This is a genomic window from Parafrankia sp. Ea1.12 (assembly GCF_900465275.1).
In the GTDB taxonomy this organism is placed as follows: Bacteria; Actinomycetota; Actinomycetes; order Frankiales; family Frankiaceae; genus Parafrankia; species Parafrankia soli.
The window spans coordinates 21,186-39,137 of the sequence record NZ_UBIZ01000195.1 but is presented as its reverse complement, the minus strand read 5'-3'; the positions used below and the strand labels follow the sequence as shown (position 1 = coordinate 39,137).

15 protein-coding genes are annotated in these 17,952 nt (G+C 73.0%); 10 read left to right on the top strand and 5 right to left on the bottom strand.

The annotated features are described in order from the left end of the window. The first annotated feature begins 196 nt into the window (after positions 1-196). The 8 genes from FMEAI12_RS06770 to FMEAI12_RS06735 all read left to right on the top strand — a co-directional run bounded on the left by FMEAI12_RS06770 (position 197) and on the right by FMEAI12_RS06735 (position 10,847). Positions 197-1,039: an alpha/beta hydrolase gene (locus FMEAI12_RS06770; RefSeq protein WP_112105368.1), complete on the top strand. Its 843-nt coding sequence runs from the start codon at positions 197-199 to the stop codon at positions 1,037-1,039. Between the two features lie 52 nt (positions 1,040-1,091). Continuing rightward, a complete protein-coding gene (locus FMEAI12_RS06765) occupies positions 1,092-2,276 on the top strand; it encodes an acyl-CoA dehydrogenase family protein (RefSeq protein ID WP_112105367.1) in 1,185 nt (394 codons plus the stop codon). Positions 2,277-2,388: 112 nt separating this feature from the next. Beyond that, positions 2,389-4,038: an ABC transporter substrate-binding protein gene (locus FMEAI12_RS06760; RefSeq protein WP_112105366.1), complete on the top strand. Its 1,650-nt coding sequence runs from the start codon at positions 2,389-2,391 to the stop codon at positions 4,036-4,038. A 14-nt stretch (positions 4,039-4,052) separates the two neighbouring features. Continuing rightward, a complete protein-coding gene (locus FMEAI12_RS06755) occupies positions 4,053-5,003 on the top strand; it encodes an ABC transporter permease (RefSeq protein WP_112105365.1) in 951 nt (316 codons plus the stop codon). A 9-nt stretch (positions 5,004-5,012) separates the two neighbouring features. Continuing rightward, complete coding sequence (locus FMEAI12_RS06750) at positions 5,013-5,903, top strand: ABC transporter permease (protein WP_112105364.1); 891 nt, start codon at positions 5,013-5,015, stop codon at positions 5,901-5,903. A gap of 38 nt (positions 5,904-5,941) precedes the next feature. Then, entirely contained in the window at positions 5,942-7,609 is a 1,668-nt protein-coding gene (locus FMEAI12_RS06745; RefSeq protein ID WP_235013773.1) for an ABC transporter ATP-binding protein, read from the top strand. Further along, positions 7,606-9,444, top strand: coding sequence for a rhodanese-like domain-containing protein (locus tag FMEAI12_RS06740; RefSeq protein WP_112105362.1), 1,839 nt, complete (start codon positions 7,606-7,608; stop codon positions 9,442-9,444). Before FMEAI12_RS06745 ends, FMEAI12_RS06740 begins: the two co-directional genes overlap by 4 nt. Beyond that, positions 9,441-10,847, top strand: coding sequence for an FAD-binding oxidoreductase (locus FMEAI12_RS06735; RefSeq protein WP_112105374.1), 1,407 nt, complete (start codon positions 9,441-9,443; stop codon positions 10,845-10,847). Before FMEAI12_RS06740 ends, FMEAI12_RS06735 begins: the two co-directional genes overlap by 4 nt. A gap of 88 nt (positions 10,848-10,935) precedes the next feature. On the opposite strand, the gene FMEAI12_RS06730 is transcribed toward FMEAI12_RS06735, so the two are convergent. The 3 genes from FMEAI12_RS06730 to FMEAI12_RS06720 are packed head-to-tail and all read right to left on the bottom strand — an operon-like array spanning position 10,936 to position 14,730. Then, the gene (locus tag FMEAI12_RS06730) at positions 10,936-12,303 is read right to left on the bottom strand and encodes an NtaA/DmoA family FMN-dependent monooxygenase (RefSeq protein ID WP_112105361.1); all 1,368 of its coding nucleotides are present in this window, start codon (positions 12,301-12,303) and stop codon (positions 10,936-10,938) included. A gap of 28 nt (positions 12,304-12,331) precedes the next feature. Further along, entirely contained in the window at positions 12,332-13,528 is a 1,197-nt protein-coding gene (locus FMEAI12_RS06725) for an LLM class flavin-dependent oxidoreductase (RefSeq protein WP_112105360.1), read from the bottom strand. Between the two features lie 5 nt (positions 13,529-13,533). Next, positions 13,534-14,730, bottom strand: coding sequence for an LLM class flavin-dependent oxidoreductase (locus FMEAI12_RS06720; RefSeq protein WP_112105359.1), 1,197 nt, complete (start codon positions 14,728-14,730; stop codon positions 13,534-13,536). Positions 14,731-15,234: 504 nt separating this feature from the next. Here FMEAI12_RS06720 and FMEAI12_RS06715 point away from each other — a divergent pair. After that, complete coding sequence (locus FMEAI12_RS06715; protein ID WP_112105358.1) at positions 15,235-15,561, top strand: hypothetical protein; 327 nt, start codon at positions 15,235-15,237, stop codon at positions 15,559-15,561. Positions 15,562-15,653: 92 nt separating this feature from the next. On the opposite strand, the gene FMEAI12_RS39200 is transcribed toward FMEAI12_RS06715, so the two are convergent. After that, positions 15,654-15,788, bottom strand: coding sequence for a hypothetical protein (locus tag FMEAI12_RS39200; protein WP_255565664.1), 135 nt, complete (start codon positions 15,786-15,788; stop codon positions 15,654-15,656). Positions 15,789-16,009: 221 nt separating this feature from the next. Next, positions 16,010-16,966, bottom strand: a complete 957-nt coding sequence (gene ddaH / locus FMEAI12_RS06710; RefSeq protein WP_368672059.1) for a dimethylargininase — start codon at positions 16,964-16,966, stop codon at positions 16,010-16,012. Between the two features lie 82 nt (positions 16,967-17,048). On the opposite strand from ddaH, the gene FMEAI12_RS06705 reads away from it, so the two are divergent. Beyond that, complete coding sequence (locus FMEAI12_RS06705; protein ID WP_112105356.1) at positions 17,049-17,945, top strand: alpha/beta fold hydrolase; 897 nt, start codon at positions 17,049-17,051, stop codon at positions 17,943-17,945. Positions 17,946-17,952: the final 7 nt, after the last annotated feature.

The window sequence follows — 17,952 nt, the reverse complement described above, 5'->3', positions numbered from 1 at the left end:
CTCGGCCCGGCACCGAGGCCCCGCGGCCGCGGTCGCCTGACGTACCCCTCGGGGCACAGGCCGGCGCCCCGGTATCCACCCCGCGCCGTCAGATCCGGCTGCGTGGGCGGGGCATGCCCCAACTCACCACGCCACGCGCCGCCCGCGGATCGACGTCCGCGGCGGCCACCCGACCGCACACGACAGGACTTCAGCGATGACCTCCTTCCAAGTCGTCCAGGACGCCCCGGCCAACGCGGTGGCCGGGTGGGACAACCCGCAGCCCGTGGCCCCGCGCGGCACGGTGATCCTGGTCGCCGGCCGCGGCGAGCACCCTGGTGTCTACGAGCGGTTCGGCACCCGGATCGCGGCCGACGGGTACAAGGTCAGGGTGGTCGCCGACGCGACCAGCGACGAGGACGGGGCCCGGGCCCGCGTCCGCGAGCTGCTCGACGACCCGGACCTGCCCGGCCCGCGGGTACTCGCCGGCTCCGACGCCGGTGCCGCGTTCGTCGCGGCCCTCGCGGCGACCGGAACCGGCGCGCGCAACGAGGTCGACGGCGTCATCCTGGCCGGCCTGCCCACCGCCGGCGAGCCGGCGGACAGCGGCGCCGGGGACAACGGGCCGGCCCGGGCGGACTCCTGGGAGAACGAGCTGGCCGAGCGCACCGCCTGCCCCACCCACCAGTCGCGGCTGAGCAACGACCCGCGGGTTCGGCGCGGCGCGCTGCTGGACCCGGTGCCCGCCGGCTGGCTCGCCGCCGCCGACCTGGGCCTGGTACGGGTGCCGGTGCTCGCCGTCCATGGTGACGCCGACCTGGTCAGCCCGGTGCGGGCGGCCAGGGCGAGCGTCGCGAAGGCGCCGTCCGCGGAGTTCGTGACCATCGCCGGCGGCCGACACGACGCGCTCAACGACGCCACGCACCGCACCGCCGCGGCCGTCATCGTCCTGTTCCTCGAGCGGCTTCGGGCCCTTCCCCAGACGGAGAGTGGCCCGGCCGGGCTCGCCGCCCCGGCCGCCGCGCTCCCCCGGATCGCCGAGTGGACGAGCTGGGCATGACGACTCCCACGTCCACGCCGACGATGCCCGTCCCGCGCCGCGGAGGAACGCCATGACCATCGAGCTCGGTACGACGACGCCGACCGTCGACGCGCGGTCGGCACTCCCGCCGGTGGACGTCACCGACGACGCCCTCGCCGCGGTGACCGCCCAGCTCGCCGCCACCGCGGAGGAACACGACCGCTCGGCCGAGTTCCCCTGGCGGGGCCTTCGGGTGGTCCACGACGCGGGCCTGCTGCGCCTCGGCATCGCCCCGCGCTACGGCGGCGCCGACCTGAGCTCCGTCGACAGCATCCGGGTGTTCGGGGCGTTGGGGCAGGGCGACCCGTCCGTCGCCCTGATCACCGCGATGACCGTGTTCCAGCACGCCCTGCAGAGCAAGGACCCGTGGTGGCCCGACGAGCTCTACCGCAAGGTCGTCCGCGACTCCCTCGAGCAGCCGGTGCTGATCAACGCGATCCGCGCCGAGCACGAGCTGGGCGCGCCGGTCCGCGGCGGGCTGCCGGCCACGACGATCCGGCGGACGGCGTCCGGCTGGGTCCTCAACGGGCACAAGGGCTATGCGACGGGTTCGGAGGGGCTGAGCTACCACCTGGTGTGGGCGGCGACCGACGACGCCGATCCGCTGCAGGGCCACGCGATCGTCCCCGGGGACTCCCCCGGGATCAGGATCGAGCGCACCTGGGACCATCTCGGCCTGCGGGCCAGCAGCACCCACGACGCGATCTACACCGACGTGGAGATCCCGGCCGAGAACTTCCAGGGGGCGCCGGCGTCGGAGCACCGGGGCGACGCGGCGTTCGCCGGCGTGGCGCTGGGAGCGTCCGCCCTGTACGTCGGGGTCGCCCGGGCCGCGCGGGACTTCTTCGCCCGGTTCGCCCAGGAGCGCGTCCCGACCGGGCTGGGACGTCCGATCGCCACCACCGAACGCATCCAGGCCGTGGCCGGGGAGATCGAGGCCCAGCTCGTCCTGGCCGAGGAGCTCGCCTTCGGGCTGGGCCGCCGCATCGACGCCGGTGAGTCGATCCCCCCGCAGCGTCTGGTGCTCGCGAAGCCGCTCATCGTCCGGGCCGCCGTCACGGCGGTGCAGACAGCCGTCGCCGCGATCGGCAATCCCGCGCTGACCAGGCACAACCCACTCGAGCGCCACCTTCGGGACGTGCTGTGCGCCCGGGTCCACCCGCCGCAGGAGGACACCGCGCTGCTGGTCGCCGGCCGCCACGCGCTCGCGCGCTGAACGACCGTCCGGTCACGCCGACCGGTTCCTCCCGCCCTGCACAGGTTCCGAGGATCCCCAACGTCCTGAGATCACCACTACCTGAGCTCATCGCTAGAGGAGCACCCTGACCATGAGCACCTCGCGCCGCCGCCGATCCACGCGGCGACTCACCGCGGCAGCCGTCCTCGCCTCCGCCACCCTGGCGGCGTGCGGGGGCGGCGGGTCCGGTGGAGACGGCGGCACGGACACCGGGACCCCGGTACCGGGCGGCACCCTGAAGATCGCGTTCTGGAGCAGCCTGCAGAGCTGCTTCGACCCGAACCAGGTCTACGTGATCGAGACCCGCAGCATCAACCGGAACTTCGCCGACTCGCTCACCGACCAGGACCCCGAGACCGGGAAGATCGTGCCCTGGCTGGCGAAGAGCTGGAAGGTGAACCCGGACGCCACCGAGTACACCTTCGTCCTGCGCGACGGCGTGACGTTCAGCGACGGCACCCCGCTCGACGCGAACGCGGTCAAGACCGCCTACGACGGGGTGCACGAGCTGGGCGCCAAGTCGCCGCTCGGGCTCTCCCTCCTGGCCGGCTACGAGTCGACGACGGTGGTCGACCCGCGCACCGTCACCGTGAAGCTCTCGACGCCGAACGCCGCCTTCCTGCAGGCGACGTCCACCACGACCCTGGCGATCCTCTCGCCGCAGACATACAAGGAGACCCCCGAGGACCGCTGCACCGGGAAGGTGGTGGGCTCGGGCCTGTTCGAGCTCGACAGCTACACCGCCGGCAAGGAGATCAAGCTGCACCGGCGGGACGGCTACGCCTGGCCCAGCGAGCTGGTCGAGAACACCGGCGCGGCCCACGTCGACGGCATCGAGGTCAGCTACATCGCCGAGGACAGCGTCCGGGTCGGCAGCCTGACCAGCAAGGCCATCGACATCGCCTGGCCGCGGCTGCCGATCAGCTCCGCCGACCAGGAGGTCGTCAAGGCCGCGGGCGGCACCATCGAGACCCGCTCCCTGCCCGGGATCTCCGGCCTGCTGTTCCCCAACATCACCGGTGACCGCCCGCTGTCCGACCCGTTGGTGCGCCAGGCGCTGAACAAGGCGATCGACCGCGGGAGCTACGCCTCCACCGTCTTCTGGGAGGGCTACCCGGTCGTCCAGGGCCCCTACGACGCGACGACCCCGTACGCGGCGAACCTCTCGGCGAAGCTCGGCCACGACCCGGACGGCGCGGCGAAGCTGCTGGACGAGGCCGGCTGGAAGCCCGGCTCGGACGGCTACCGCCACTCCGGCGACCGCAAGCTGACCCTCACCTACCTCACCCCCGCGGCGAGCGCCGGTGACCAGCTGCTGCAGGACCAGCTCAAGAAGGTCGGCATCGACCTGCAGATCAAGGTCGTCACGCAGGCACAGGCCATCCCACAGGCGACCGCCGGTGACTACGACCTGACGCCCGGCTACCTGACCCGGGGCGACCCCAGCGTCCTGGGCGCCATGCTCGACAGCGCGGCGGCACCGCACTACGCCTCCAGGTACGGCGAGGAGCCGCAGACCGCGACGAAGATCAGCGAACTGTTCGCCCGCGGGCTGACCACCGCCGACCCGGAGGAGCGCGGCGCCGCCTACGAGGAGCTGCAGACGCTGCTGATCGACGAGGGAGTCGTGTTCCCGCTCTACGACCGGCTGCAGGTGGTCGGGCTGTCCGACACCGTGCACGGTTTCGCCTGGACGTCGGAGGGCTTCCTGCGGGCCAACGACCTCTGGCTGACCAGCTAGCGTCGGCCACGACGATGCCGAGATATCTCGCCGGACGGGTCGCCCAGGCACTGGTGGTGCTCTGGGCGGCCTACACGGTCACCTTCGTCATCCTGCACGTCCTGCCCAGCGATCCGATCGCCCTGCAGCTGTCCGCCGGCGGCGTGGAGGCCGACCAGGTCCCACCCGAGCAGCTCGCGGCGCTCAAGGCCCGGTACGGGCTGGACGATCCCGTGATCACCCAGTACTTCCAGGGGATGTGGGGGGCCCTGCGCCTGGACTTCGGGGACTCGCTCACCCAGAACGTCACGGTGAGCAGCCTGCTGGCCGACCAGCTCCCCTCGACCCTGGCGCTCACCGCGTTCTCGATCGCGATCGTGCTGGTCGGTGGGGTGGGCCTGGCCTACCTGGCGACCTACGTCCAGTGGCGCCCGGCGCGGTCGCTGCTGACCCGGCTGCCGGCCGTCGGGGTGTCGCTGCCGACGTTCTTCGTCGGGCTGCTCGCCATCCAGGTGTTCGCCTTCTCCCTCGGCTGGTTCCCGGCGACCGGCACCGACGGCTGGCGCACCCTGGTCCTGCCCGGGATCACGATGGCGCTGCCCGGGGCGTCGATCCTCGCCCAGGTGCTCATCAAGAGCCTCGGCGACATCTGGCAGGAGCCCTACATCGTGACGGCCCGGGCGAAGGGGCTCAGCCGCGCGGGCATCCAGCTCCGGCACGCGTTCCGCAACGCGCTGCTGCCGGGCCTGACCCTGTTCGGCCTGCTCGTCGGCTACACGGTCACCTCCTCCGTGGTGGTCGAGACGGTGTTCTCCCGGGACGGGGTGGGCCGGCTGGCGCAGCAGTCGGTCCTCGCCCAGGACGTGCCGGTGGTCCAGGCGGTCGTCATCGTCGCGGCCGCGATCTTCGTCGCCGTGAACCTGCTCGTCGACCTGCTCTACTCGTTGCTCGACCCGCGGGTGGCGCACACGCCGCGGGTCGTCTAGGCGGTACCGATGACTGACAACACTCTCGTCGCCGGTGGGAGCCGGTCCGGGTCGTCCGCCGCCGTGCGCCGCGCCGCGCCGTTCCAGGCGGCACGGCCCTACCTGCGCCGGCCCGGATTCCTGCTGGCGCTGGTGTTCGTCGTGCTGGTCGTCGTCTCGGGGCTGCTGCCGGGCCTGTTCACCTGGCACAGCCCGACGGCCACCTCGCCGGCCGAGAAGCTGCGCGGCCCGGGGCTGGACCACCTCTTCGGCACCGACGAACTCGGCCGCGACCTGTTCTCCAGGGTCGTGCACGGCTCGACGCTCACGATCAGGGCCACCGGTGGCGCGGTGCTCGTCGCCGCCGTGGCGGGTCTGGCGATCGGGGTCGTCGCCGGGTTCGCCGGTGGCTGGGTCGACAGCGTGCTCATGCGCCTCGTCGACGTGCTGCTCGCGATCCCGGCGCTGCTGCTCGCGCTGTCGATCGTCACCGCGATCGGGTTCGGCACCCTGCCCGTCGCGATCGCGGTCGGTGTCGGCATCGCACCCGGTTTCGCCCGCACCACCAGAGCAGAGGTCTTCCGGGTCCGCGGTCAGGCCTACGTGGAGGCCGCCCGGACCGGCGGGGCGTCCTGGGGGCGGGTGCTGCTGCGGCACGTGCTGCCGAACTCGTGGGGTCCGGTGGCCGTACTCGCCGTCCTCGACTTCGGCACCGCGGTGCTGGCGATCTCCGCGCTGAGCTTCCTCGGTTTCGGGGCGGCGCCTCCCGCCGCCGAATGGGGCACGCTGATATCCAGCGGGCGCAACTACCTCATCACCAGCCCCTGGCTGTCGCTGCTGCCGGGCCTGTTCGTCGGGCTGGTCGTGTTCAGCCTGAACCACATCGCCCGGACCCTGGAGGAGGTGCGACGGTGGCAGTGAACCCGCCCACCCCGACCCCGACCCCAACGCCGGTACCGGTGGCAGGCACGGACGGCGGGTTCGTCGTGGAGCTGGCCGGGCTGGGCGTCGCCTACCTCGACCGCTCCGGTGTCGCCCATCCCGCGGTGACCGACCTCGACCTCGTCATCGCCCCCGGTGAGACCGTCGCGATGGTGGGTGAGTCGGGATCGGGCAAGACCACCACGGCCAACGCCGTCCTCGGCCTGCTGCCCGCCAACGGGCGGATCACCGCGGGCACGATCCGGATCGGCGGCGCCGACGTCACCCGGGCCGGCGAGCGCACTCTGCGGGCACTGCGCGGCCCGGTCGTCGGTCTCATCCCCCAGGACCCGATGGTGGGGCTGAACCCGACGATGCGCGTCGGCGGACAGGTCGCCGAGGCGGCGCGCCGACGCGGCGTCGACCGCCGGCTGCTGTCCGCCGCGGTGGTCGAGGCACTCGAACGCGCCGGCCTCGACGAACCCGTCCTGCGCGCGCGGCAGTACCCGCACCAGCTCTCCGGCGGCATGCGCCAGCGGGTGCTGATCGCCATCGCGCTGGCGGGCCGTCCGCGGCTGATCGTCGCCGACGAGCCGACCAGTGCACTCGACGTGACCGTCCAGCGCCGGATCCTCGACCATCTCGCCCGGCTGGTCAGCGAGACCCGCACCGCCCTGCTGATCATCACCCACGACCTCGGTGTCGCCGCGGACCGCGCCGACCACGTCGTCGTCCTGCGGGACGGCCGGGTGGTCGAGCGGGGTGAGCCGGCGACGGTCCTGCTCGCGCCGTGCGACCCGTACACCCGGCGGCTGATCGGCGCCGCTCCCGCGCCGTCCGGCGCGGGGCAGGTCGTCCCGCGGTTCACCGAGGTGCGGACCGCGCCGGAGATCCTGCGCCTCGACGGGGTCACCAAGGACTTCACCCTGCCCCGGACGAGAGGGGGCGCGCGCACCTTCCGGGCGCTGGAGGACGTGAGCCTGACCGTGCGCCGCGGGCAGACCCTCGGCCTCGTCGGCGAGTCCGGATCCGGCAAGACCACCGCGCTGCGGATCGCGATGCGGCTGGAGGCCCCGACGACCGGTCGGGTCCTGCTCGACGGCACGGACATCACCGAGGCCGGCTGGTCCGCGCTGCGCCCGCTGCGGCGGCGGTTCCAGCTCGTCCACCAGAACCCGTTCTCCTCCCTCGACCCGCGCTTCACCGTCGCCGAGTCGATCGCCGAACCGCTCGTGTCGTTCCGGGTGGGCACCCGGGCGAGCCGCCAGGCGCGGGTGAGCGAACTGCTCGACCAGGTGGCGCTGCCGCGGGACTTCCGCGACCGCCGCCCGACCGAGCTCTCCGGCGGCCAGCGCCAGCGGGTGGCGATCGCCCGGGCGCTCGCGCTGGCACCCGAACTGGTGTTCCTCGACGAGCCGGTCTCGGCGCTCGACGTGTCGGTGCAGGACCAGATCCTGCGGCTGCTCAGCCAGCTGCAGCAGGACCTGGGCGTGAGCTACTTCTTCATCTCGCACGACCTGGCCGTCGTCGCCCGGCTCGCGCACCACGTGGCGGTGCTGCGCGCCGGACGGGTCGTCGAGCAGGGCCCCGCCGCCGACGTCTTCGCCGCACCGGCTCAGGACCACACCCGGGAACTGCTCGGCGCGATCCCCGGCCAGCGATTCGCCGCCGCGCTCGCGGCACCTCGACCTGAGGAGACGGAATGACCAGCAGATACGTCATCATCGGAGCGGGTGCCGTCGGGGCAACCGTCGCCGCCCAGCTGCACGGCGCGGGCATCGACGCCGTCCTGGTCGCCCGCGGGGCGAACCTGGAGGCGCTGCGCGCCGGCGGCCTGCGTTACATCCGGCCCGACTCCGACCGGCGCCTCCCCCTCCCCGCCGTCGGCGGTCCGGACGAGATCGACCTGCTCCCCGGCGACGTGCTGGTCCTGGCCACCAAGTCCCAGGACACCGAGGCCCTGGTCGCCCAGTGGGCGTGGCAGCCGGTACGCCCGGGTGGCACCGCCGCCGAGCAGCTGCCCATCCTGCTCCTGCAGAACGGGGTGGAGAACGCCCGCACCGCGCTGCGCAGGTTCGACACCGTCATCGACGCGGTCGTGATCATCCCCTCGTCCTACTCGACGCCCGGCGAGGTGGTCTCGCCGGCCGCTCCCCTGGCCGGCGCCTTCTACCTGGGGCGCGCACCGCGGGGCGAGAGTGCGGCGGCGACGCGGATCGCCGCCGACCTGCGCCGCGCGCAGTTCGGCGTGAAGGTCGTCCCGGACGTCGAACGGTGGAAGGCCGGGAAACTGCTCGGGAACCTCGCCTACAACCTCGACGCGGTCTACCCGCCCGGCAAGGCCCGCGAGACGCTGGGCGCGACCCTCGTCACCGAGGCCCGCGAGGTGCTGACCAACGCCGGGGTCGAGGTGACCGACCTGCTCTCCGGCGACACCGGGCTGGACCTGTCCGGCTTCGTCCTGCACGACATCCCCGGCCATCCGCGCCAGGGCAGCTCGACGTGGCAGAGCCTGGCCCGCGGTGCCTCGGTGGAATCGGACTTCCTCAACGGCGAGATCGCGCTGCTCGCCCGCCTGCACGGGACGTCCGCCCCGCTGAACGCGGGCGTGCAGCGACACATCGCCCTCGCCGCCCGGGGCGGGCTGGGGCCGGGTGGCCTGGGCGAGAGCGACATCGCCGAACTGCTCGCCTCCGCGCCGCGCGCCGGTGACGTCCTCGTCGACGCGAAGCGACTGCACGACGAGCTCACGACGGCCCGCGCGCCGGTGCTGCTCGACGTCCGCTGGGCGCTGGGCGACCCGCACGGGCGGGACCACTACCTGGCCGGCCACCTGCCGGGCGCGGTGTACGTCGACCTGGACACCGAGCTGGCCGCCCCGCCGGGCGGGACCGCGGGACGCCATCCGCTGCCCGCCGTCGAGGACCTGCAGCGGGCGGCCCGACGCTGGGGGGTGGCGACCGGCCGGGGAGTCGTCGTGTACGACGACAACGGCGGGCTGGCCGCCGCGCGGGCCTGGTGGCTGCTGCGCTGGGCCGGTCTGACGGACGTCCGCATCCTCGACGGCGCGCTCGGCGCCTGGCGGGAGGCCGGATTCGAGCTGGCGACCGGCGACGTCGTCCCCGAGCCGGGTGACGTCGTCCTCGACGCCGGTCACCTGCCCACCCTCGACGCGGACGAGGCGGCCCGGGTCGCCCGCGACGGCGTGCTGCTGGACGCCCGCGCCGCGGAGCGCTTCCGCGGCGAGATCGAACCGGTCGACCCGCGCGCCGGCCACATCCCCGGCGCGGTCAGCGCGTCCACCGGCGACAACCTGGACGAGCACGGCCGGTTCCTCTCCCCGGAACGGCTGCGGGAGCGCTTCGCCGCACTGGGGACGACCGGCGCGGGCGAACCGGTCGGTGTCTACTGCGGCTCCGGGGTGACCGCGGCGCACGAGATCGCGGCGCTGGCCGCCGCCGGCATCGAGGCCGCGCTCTACCCGGGCTCGTGGTCCGCCTGGTCCTCGGACCCGCAGCGGCCCGTCGCCACCGGGCCATGACGGACCGGCGGCTCACGGCAGGAGAGGCGTTCACGGCCGTACTGCCGGGCGGGCGGTGGAGCCAGGACGACGCGGTCGTCGACGCCCACCGGCTCGACCGCTCCGGATGGCATCCGCCGGGGCGGCCGCTCGGCGTCGCGTTCGCGCACACCGTCGACGACGTGCGGGCGGTGCTGCGCGAGGCGGTCGCCCGGGGGGTCCCGGTGACGGTACGGGGCGCCGGAACAGGTCTGGCCGGCGGCGCCGCGGCCCCGGACGGGGCCGTGATCCTCGACCTCGGCGGCATGAACCGCATCCGCGAGCTGTCGGTGGCGGACGCGGTCGCCGTCGTCGAGCCCGGGGTGATCACCGACGACCTGGACCGGGCCGCGCGGGCGGTGGGCCTGACCTACTCCCCCGACCCGGCCAGCTCGGCGATCTCCACCGTCGGCGGGAACATCGCCACCAACGCGGGCGGCCTGCGGTGCGCCAAGTACGGCGTGACCCGGGAGTCCGTGCTCGGCCTGGACGTGGTCCTCGCCGACGGCGAGCTGGTCAGCACCGGGCGGCGCACCGTCAAAGGCGTCGCCGGCTACGACCTGACCGGGCTGTTCGTCGGCTCGGAGGGCACGCTCGGCGTCGTCGTCGGAGCCACCCTGCGGCTGCGGCCCGCGCCGCGACGCACGGTCACCCTGGCGGCGTTCTTCGACTCCTTCGGCGCCGCCGTGGACGCGGTCACCGAGATCATGGCCACCGGGATCGTGGTGGCCATGGCGGAGCTGCTCGACGGGCCGACCATGCGGGCCGTGGACGCGGCGACGGGCAGCGACCTCGCCACCTCGGGACAGGCCTTCCTGCTCGTCCAGACCGACGGCGCCGGAGCCGGCGACGAGGCCGACGCCGTCGAGGCGGTGCTGCGCGGCCGCGCCCGCGCGGTGCGCCGCTCCGCGGACACCACGGACGCGGCGGCGGCGGAGCTGCTGGCGGCGCGCCGGGCGGCGCTGCCGGCCCTCGAACGGATCGGCCGGGTGCTGATCGAGGACATCGCCGTCCCCCGGTCGCGGCTGGCGCGGGCGGCAGCCCGGATCGCCGAGATCGGCGCCGATACCGGTGTCCAGATCTTCACCATCGCCCACGCGGCCGACGGCAACCTGCACCCGATCATCGTCGTGGACCGCACGGGCGGCGCGGGCGGCCCCGCCGGGGAGACGGACGAGATCCCGGCCGAGGCGTGGAAGGCCGCCGACCTGATCTTCCAGACCGCACTCGACCTGGGCGGCACCGTGACCGGCGAGCACGGGATCGGCGCGCTCAAGCGCCGCTGGCTCGGCGCGGAGCTCGGGACGGCGAACCACTCCCTGCAGCAGCGGCTGCGGCGCCTGTTCGACCCGACCGGGATCCTCTCGCCCGGTCGCGGCCTGTGACCGGATCCACCGCCATCCCGAGGTCGGCCTCGATCTCGGGCAGCGACCGTCCCTGTTGGCCACTACCCGGGTCTGCCGCAGGAAAGCCTCAGACCGCGTGAACCGGCCATCCTGGTACCGGGGCGAGACCGAGATGGTCGCGCAGCGTCGTCCCCGTGTAGTCGGCCCGGAACACGCCGCGTTCCTGGAGCAGCGGGACGACCGTGTCCGCGAACTCGTCCAGGCCGGCGGGGGTGATGTGCGGGACGAGGATGAACCCGTCCGCCGCGCAGGCCTGTACGAACCGGTTGATCGTGTCCGCGACGGTCGCCGGGCTGCCGACGAACGCCTGCCGCCCGCTGACCTCGATGACCAGCTCGCGGGTGGTGAGCTTCCCCGCCTCGGCGATCTCGCGCCAGCGGCGGGCGGTGGCCAGCCGGTCCTCGTACATCCGCACGCTCGCCCTGCCCTGGGCGACGGTGTTCTCCCCGGGCTGGGGGTCGACCTCGGGCAGCGGCCCGTCCGGATCGTGGTCACCGAGGTCGCGGTTCCACACCTGCTCGAGGAACTGGATCGCGGTGGCGCCGCTGACCTGCTGGCGGCGGACCTCCTCGGCCCGCTCCCGCGCCTGCGCGTCGGTGTCGCCGAGGACGAACGTCGCCGCCGGCAGGACGAGGAGATCCTCGGGCGCACGGCCGTAGCGGGCGAGGCGGCGCTTGACGTCCGCGTGGAACGCCTGCCCGGCGTCGAACGTGCTGTGCCGGCTGAAGATCGCGTCGGCGGACCGGGCGGCGAACTCCCGGCCCGCGTCGGAGTCACCGGCCTGGAAGATCACCGGCCGGCCCTGCGGGCTGCGCGGCACCGTGAACTGCCCGCTGATGTCGAAGTGGGCGTCGTGGTGCTCGAACGCCCCCGCCTTGGCATCGGCCAGGAAGACGCCGGACTCCTTGTCCGCGACGATCTCGTCCCCCCGCCAGGAGTCGAACAGCTCGCTGGCCGTCCGCAGGAACAGCTCGGCGCGCTCGTAGCGCTGCTCCTCGGCCAGGAAGCCACCGCGGCGGAAGTTCTCCCCGGTGAACGCGTCCCAGGAGGTGACGACGTTCCACGCGGCGCGCCCGTCGGAGAGATGGTCGAGACTGGCGAACTGGCGGGCCACCTCGTACGGCTCGTTGAACGTCGAGTTGATGGTCCCGGCCAGGCCCAACCGGTCGGTCACCGCCGCCAGCGCCGCGAGCACGGTGAACGTGTCTGGACGCCCGACGACGTCCAGGTCGTGGATGCGCCCGCGCTGCTCCCGCAGCCGCAGCCCCTCCGCCAGGAACAGGAAGTCGAACTTCGCCCGTTCCGCCGTCCGGGCGAAATGGACGAACGACTCGAACGCGATGTGGCTGCCCGAACGCGGGTCGCTCCACACGGTCGTGTTGTTCACGCCCGGGAAGTGCGCGGCGAGGTGGATCTGCCTGGTCGGGCTGCTCATCCGGTTCCTCCCGGTCAGGACGGACGCGTCAGGTGGCGGCGGGTTCGGGTGGGGCGGCGGCGTAGCGGTTGGCCGCCCGGGGGAACCCGAGCAGGCCGCGCAGCGTGTCCGCGCCGTACTCGGGCGGAACCAGGCCACGACGCCGGAGCTCCGGCACCAGCCCGCGGGTGATCGCGGTCAGATCGGTGGGAACCCCCGCCGGGCGCAGCTGAAATCCGTCGATACCCGCCCCCGCCCACTCCTCGAGGACGTCGGCGAGGCCGGCCGGCGTGCCGGCGAAGACGGCGGCGTCCGACCGGAACTCCCGGCCCGCGAGCTCGTCCAGGCGGGCCCTGCGCGCGGCGGCCCGGCCCTCAGCCTCGTCGAGGAACACCACCAGGTCGGCGAACACCCGCAGGGACTCCGCGAGCCGCCCGGCCGCGGCCTGCTCGGCCCGCAGGTCGCGCAGGATCCGCGCCGCGTCGGCGGCGTCGCGCGGTGTCACGTGGACGAGGTCCACCGAACCCGCGGCGAAACGGTACGGGACGGCCGCGTGCGCGAGCGCGGTGACCAGCGGCTGCCCCTGCGGCGGGCGCGGCACGATCGACGGACCCCGCACGCTGAACCACCGGCCCGCGAAGTCGATGTGGTGCAGCTTGTCGCGGTCGATGAACCGCCCCGTGGCCACGTTGCGGATCTCGGCGTCGTCCTCCCAGCTGTCCCACAGCCGGCGCATGACCTCGACGTAGTCCGCGGCCTCGTCGAACAGGTCCGCGGGCCGCGCCGGCGGCAGGTCACGACGGCCGAAATGGGCGGCCTCGTCCCGCCCCGCGCGGACCCTGACCCGCACCCCGGCCCGCCCGGAACTGACATGGTCGAGAGTGGCGACGGCCTTGGCCACGTGGAACGGCTCGGTGTGCGTCACGACCACCGTCGGGACGAGGCCGATGGCCCGCGTGCGCGGCGCGGCGCGGGCCGCCACCAGGACAGCGTCGAGCCGGCCGCGGACCTGGTCGACCCGGCCGTCCGGGCCGTCATACCGGGACGACTGCAGCGCCAGCGTGTCCTCGATCGTCACGAAGTCGAGCCGGCCACGCTCGGCTTCCTGGACGAGCTCCGTCCAGTAACGGCCGGAGAACAGCTCGCGGGGACGGGCGTCGGGCTCCCGCCAGGCGGCGGGGTGCCAGCCGCAGCCGTCGAGCGCGACGGCGAGCCGCAGCTCGCCCGGGGCGGTGGGACCGGTCATCGATGTCAGCCCACCGCGCTCGACCGGGACCAGGCCTCGGCGAGCAGCTCGTAGGAACGCACGCGATCGGCGTGATCGTGGGTGATCGTGGTGATCAGCAGCTCGTCGGCGCCGGTGGCGTCCCGCAGGACCCGCAGCCCCCGCACGACCGTCTCGGGCGAGCCGACGAACTGGGTGTCCACCCGGTCGGCGACCAGTGCCCGCTCGGCGTCGCTCAGCCCGCGCGCCGCCACCTCCCCGGGGCTCGGGTACGGGATGGCGCCACCGCCCGCGCGGATGCTGGCCACCCACGGACCGTAGCCGCTGGCGAGCCGGCGGGCGGTCTCGTCGTCCGACGCGACGACGACGTCGGCGGAGACCATCACCCGCGGCTCGTTCAGCACGCCGGGCCGGAACGCGGCCCGGTACGCCGCGATCGTCTCGAGCACCGTGGACGGGACGATGTGGTAATTCGCGCCGAGCGGCAGGCCGAGGGCCGCGGCCGTGAGCGCGCTCCCGCCCGCGGTCGCCGCCAGGATCCAGATCTCCAGATCTGCGCCCTCCGCGGCCGGCGCGGACAGCGCCGTACCGTCAGGCGCACGGTAGGTACCACCGACGAACGCCTGGATGTCGCGGACCAGCGCGGTGTAGTCCTCCTCGGGTCCGTCCCGGAAACCGACCAGCCGCAACTGCCGGCCGAGGCGCTCCACGTCGAAGGTGACCGCCGGCGACTCAGGGAGGAGCAGGCCGTCGACCACCCGCGCCGAGGGTCGAGGCGGCGGCTGCGCTGTGCCGTTCAGGGGCTGCGCTGTGCCGTTCAGGGGCTGCGCTGTGCCGTTCGGCGTGGGCTTGGCGGCCCGGTCGACCAAGCGGCCCAGGTTGGATCGACCAAGCCCCAGGTCGACCCGCCCGGGGTGAAGGTGCGCGATCGTGCCGAACTGCTCGGCGACGACCACCGCCGTGTCATGCCCGGTCTGGACCGCCCCGGAGCCGACCCTGATCCTCTCCGTCGCCGCTGCGACCAGGGCGATCAGAACGGCGGGTGCGGCGGAGGCGACCCCCGGGGTCAGGTGATGCTCGGCGAGCCAGTAGCGGGTGTAGCCGAACCGCTCGGCCTGCCGGGCCAGATCGAGCGTGTTGCGCAGCGCGTCGGCCGCCGAGGATCCCGAGGGGAGGGGGGCCAGGTCGAGCACCGACAGCGGGACTGAGCCTGCTGGGGGCATGGGAAGCCACCGCCCTTCGACCACCGTCAGTAACCCCACTTTGTTCAGTCAATTAGTGAAGATATGGCTGTCGCCGCACGCTGTCCAGCCCCCTGACCACTCTGCCGGCCCGCGTTCCGCCCGGATCGTTCAGCCGGGACCGTTCCGCCCGGGCAGTTTCGCCCGCGCCGGTCGGTGTGCGGGATCGCGCCGGGTTCGCCCGCCCGCCGCCCCATCCGCGACCGGCGCTCCCGCGATCGGCGGCGAGCGGCAATGCCGACGCACGCGCCCGCGCCGCAACAAAGCCGTCGAACATCCCGCGACCCGCCGACCAGACCGCAGAATCCGAACTATTTAGAACAGCTCGAAATTCAGGATTCGCCCGACGGAGATGGACGCCACACCCACCCTGCCACCAGCCCACATAATTAGTCCTCGACTTTGCCGGGAAGCGCTTCTGGGGTAGCGTCATGGGCGCCGCCTAGCGGGAAATAAAAAGCCCGACTGAAAGGAGTCTCCCGAACCATGGAGCAGCAGCAGGCACAGCAGGTGGAGCAGCAGCTTCGGCAGAACTGGCGCCAGATCCGCTACCGCATCCTGGACCAGTTCGGTCAGGTGAGCACCGCCGACCTGGACGCGTCGACCAGCGTCAACGACCTCGTTGCGCGGATCGCGGACAAGACGAACCACAGCGAGCGGTACGTCGAGAACCGTATCCAGGAGCTTGTCGGAGCCGGCTCGGCCCTGGGCGGCGCCTCGCGCGACCGGCTCGGTTCCAGCCAGTACAACCAGTTCGGCCAGGGCGGCCAGGGCAGCCAGCAGCAGGGCCAGCCGTTCGGGGCGCAGCAGTGACCCGATGAGGTCTCACCGGACGGCGTCACCTGCCCGGTAGGGCGGAAACACCGTCCGGCGTAGCCGGGTTCCGGTCGCTTCGGAGCAGCCGCTCAGACGGCGGCGGCGAGGAGCGACCGGAAATCCAGCAGCTCGTCGATCAGATCGGTCACCACCGGATCCCGTGGAAGCCGGTTCAGCTCGACCAGCATTGCATCTGTTTCTTCTATGGTCGGCAGGCCGTCCACGGCCGCGACCATCGTAACAATTTTAGTCATAGGTTGTCCGACGTCGTCCCGATGATTCTCTCCAGAGTACTTCATGCCGCGATAGAAAGTACCTCCACAGCGCATCAGGCGAAAGTTGTCCTGATTGCCACGCCCGGCGCGCCCACGGAACGTGCACGATCTTCGCCGAAACGGCGCGGCGGTCTCGCTTGGTGAGCACTCCCGAGCTCGGTCGGCCAGGCTCAGCCGGCCGGACGCAGTTCCAGCGTGCAGCATTTCGCGCCGCCGCCACCCCGCCGGATCTCATCCGTGGCCACGCCGACCGGGATGAATCCATGGTCACGCAGAGTGCTCGCGAACCCGACAGCATCGGCCGAGATCACCACGTGCAGCCCATCACTGACCGCGTTCAGCGCGAACGCGACTGCCTCCCGCTCGGACACCGTGAGAGCCCCCGGAAACGTCTCCTGGAGCAGGGCGTTGCTACGCGCGCTGAATGCCGCCGGGTAGTACGCGACAAGGTCCTCGGTGAGGACACAGAGCGCGGTGTCGAGATGGTAGAAACGCGGATCGACCAGCTCCAGGGTCAGCACCCTGCGGCCGAGAACACCCGCCACCTCGGCGTGCGCACGTGGCTCGGTACGGAAACCCGTCCCGGCCAGGACAACGCCGCCGACCGGCAGGAAATCTCCTTCGCCCTCGTTGACGTACGACGGGGCGTGCACCCGCCGCATTCCAGCCCCGCGGAACCAGTCGAGGTAGTGGTCAGCCTCGGCCCGCCGCTGCGGGTACCGGAAACGCGCCCCGACCGCGATGCCGTCGACGACCAGGCCGCCGTTGGCCGCGTAGACCATGTCCGGTAGCCCGGGAACCGGCTCGACCAACTCGACCTGGTGGCCCAGCCCCAGATACACGGCCCGCAGCGCCTCCCACTGGGCGTGTACCCGGGCGAGGTCCGTCGGTACCTCGGGGCGCATCCACGGGTTGATGGCATAGGTGACGTCGAAGTACTCCGGTGGACACATGAGGTACCTGCGGGCAGAGGCTCGACGCGAGACAGTCGAATCCCTCGGGGCAGCGTCCACGCACCCCAGGATGCCAGCCCGCCGCCGCAGGCCCCGCGGACGAGACAACCGCGGAATCACGGGAACATCGGACGGACACGGATCGTCGGTCTGGCAGGACTTCGTCCGTGCCATGCGCAGGCCCTCCAGGGCCGGACGCGGCGTCCTCACCCGAGTCCATTGTCAACGAACGTCGTCTAGCGAACGGGGGCTACCGATGCCGTACTTCGACCTCGGGGTCGAGACCAGGCTGTTCTTCACCGACGATCCGGCCCGGGACGGGACCGCGATCCTCGGTGAGAGCCCAGGCCCGGTGAGCCTGAACGGGACGAGAGCGCCCAGCGCACCCCCGCCCCTGGTGCTCGTCCACGGCTGGTGTTGCGACTCGCACGACTGGAACTTCCAGATCCCAGCCTTCCTCCGGCGCCACCGCGTGATCGCCGTCGATCTGCGTGGCCACGGTCGGTCCACCGGTTCGAAGGGGCTGCGGCCGCGGATCCTGGCCGCCGACATCGCGGCCCTGCTTCGCGAGTTGGGGGTGACCGCGAGCAACGGCGGGGTGGTCGCCGTCGGACACTCGCTGGGCGCGATGGTCGCCAGTGCGCTGGCCGTGGAACATCCCGATCTCGTCCGCGCCGTCGTCGCGGTGGAGCCCGCCTACGGCCTGCCCGAAGCTGACGTTGAGAGATCCGCACGGTCGCTGGCGAACCTCGGCGAGCCGGGCGGGGTCGAGCGCCTGCTGAGGTATCTCGCGGCGCTGGCTGGCCCCGACGCCCCCGAGCACCTGACGACCTGGCACCGACGACGCGCGCTGGGCGTACCTGTCGACGTGGCCCAGGCGGCCTTCGCCGGCATGTGGCTGGATGTCGACCAGTTCGGCCGCCGGGAGCAGAGCGACGACTACCTGGCCAAGCGGACCTGCCCCGTGCTGTCCGTGTACGGGGAACGGCGCGCCGACCAGGCCGAATGGGAACGCGACTTGTCCGCGGGCCCGTCCGACGAGGTTCACGTGCTGCCGGGCGGCCACTGGCTGCATCAGGAGCACCCCGAGGTGTTCAACTCACTGGTCCTCGGGTGGCTGACCCGCCTGTCCTCGACGGCGGGCACCCACTGAGCGGCCA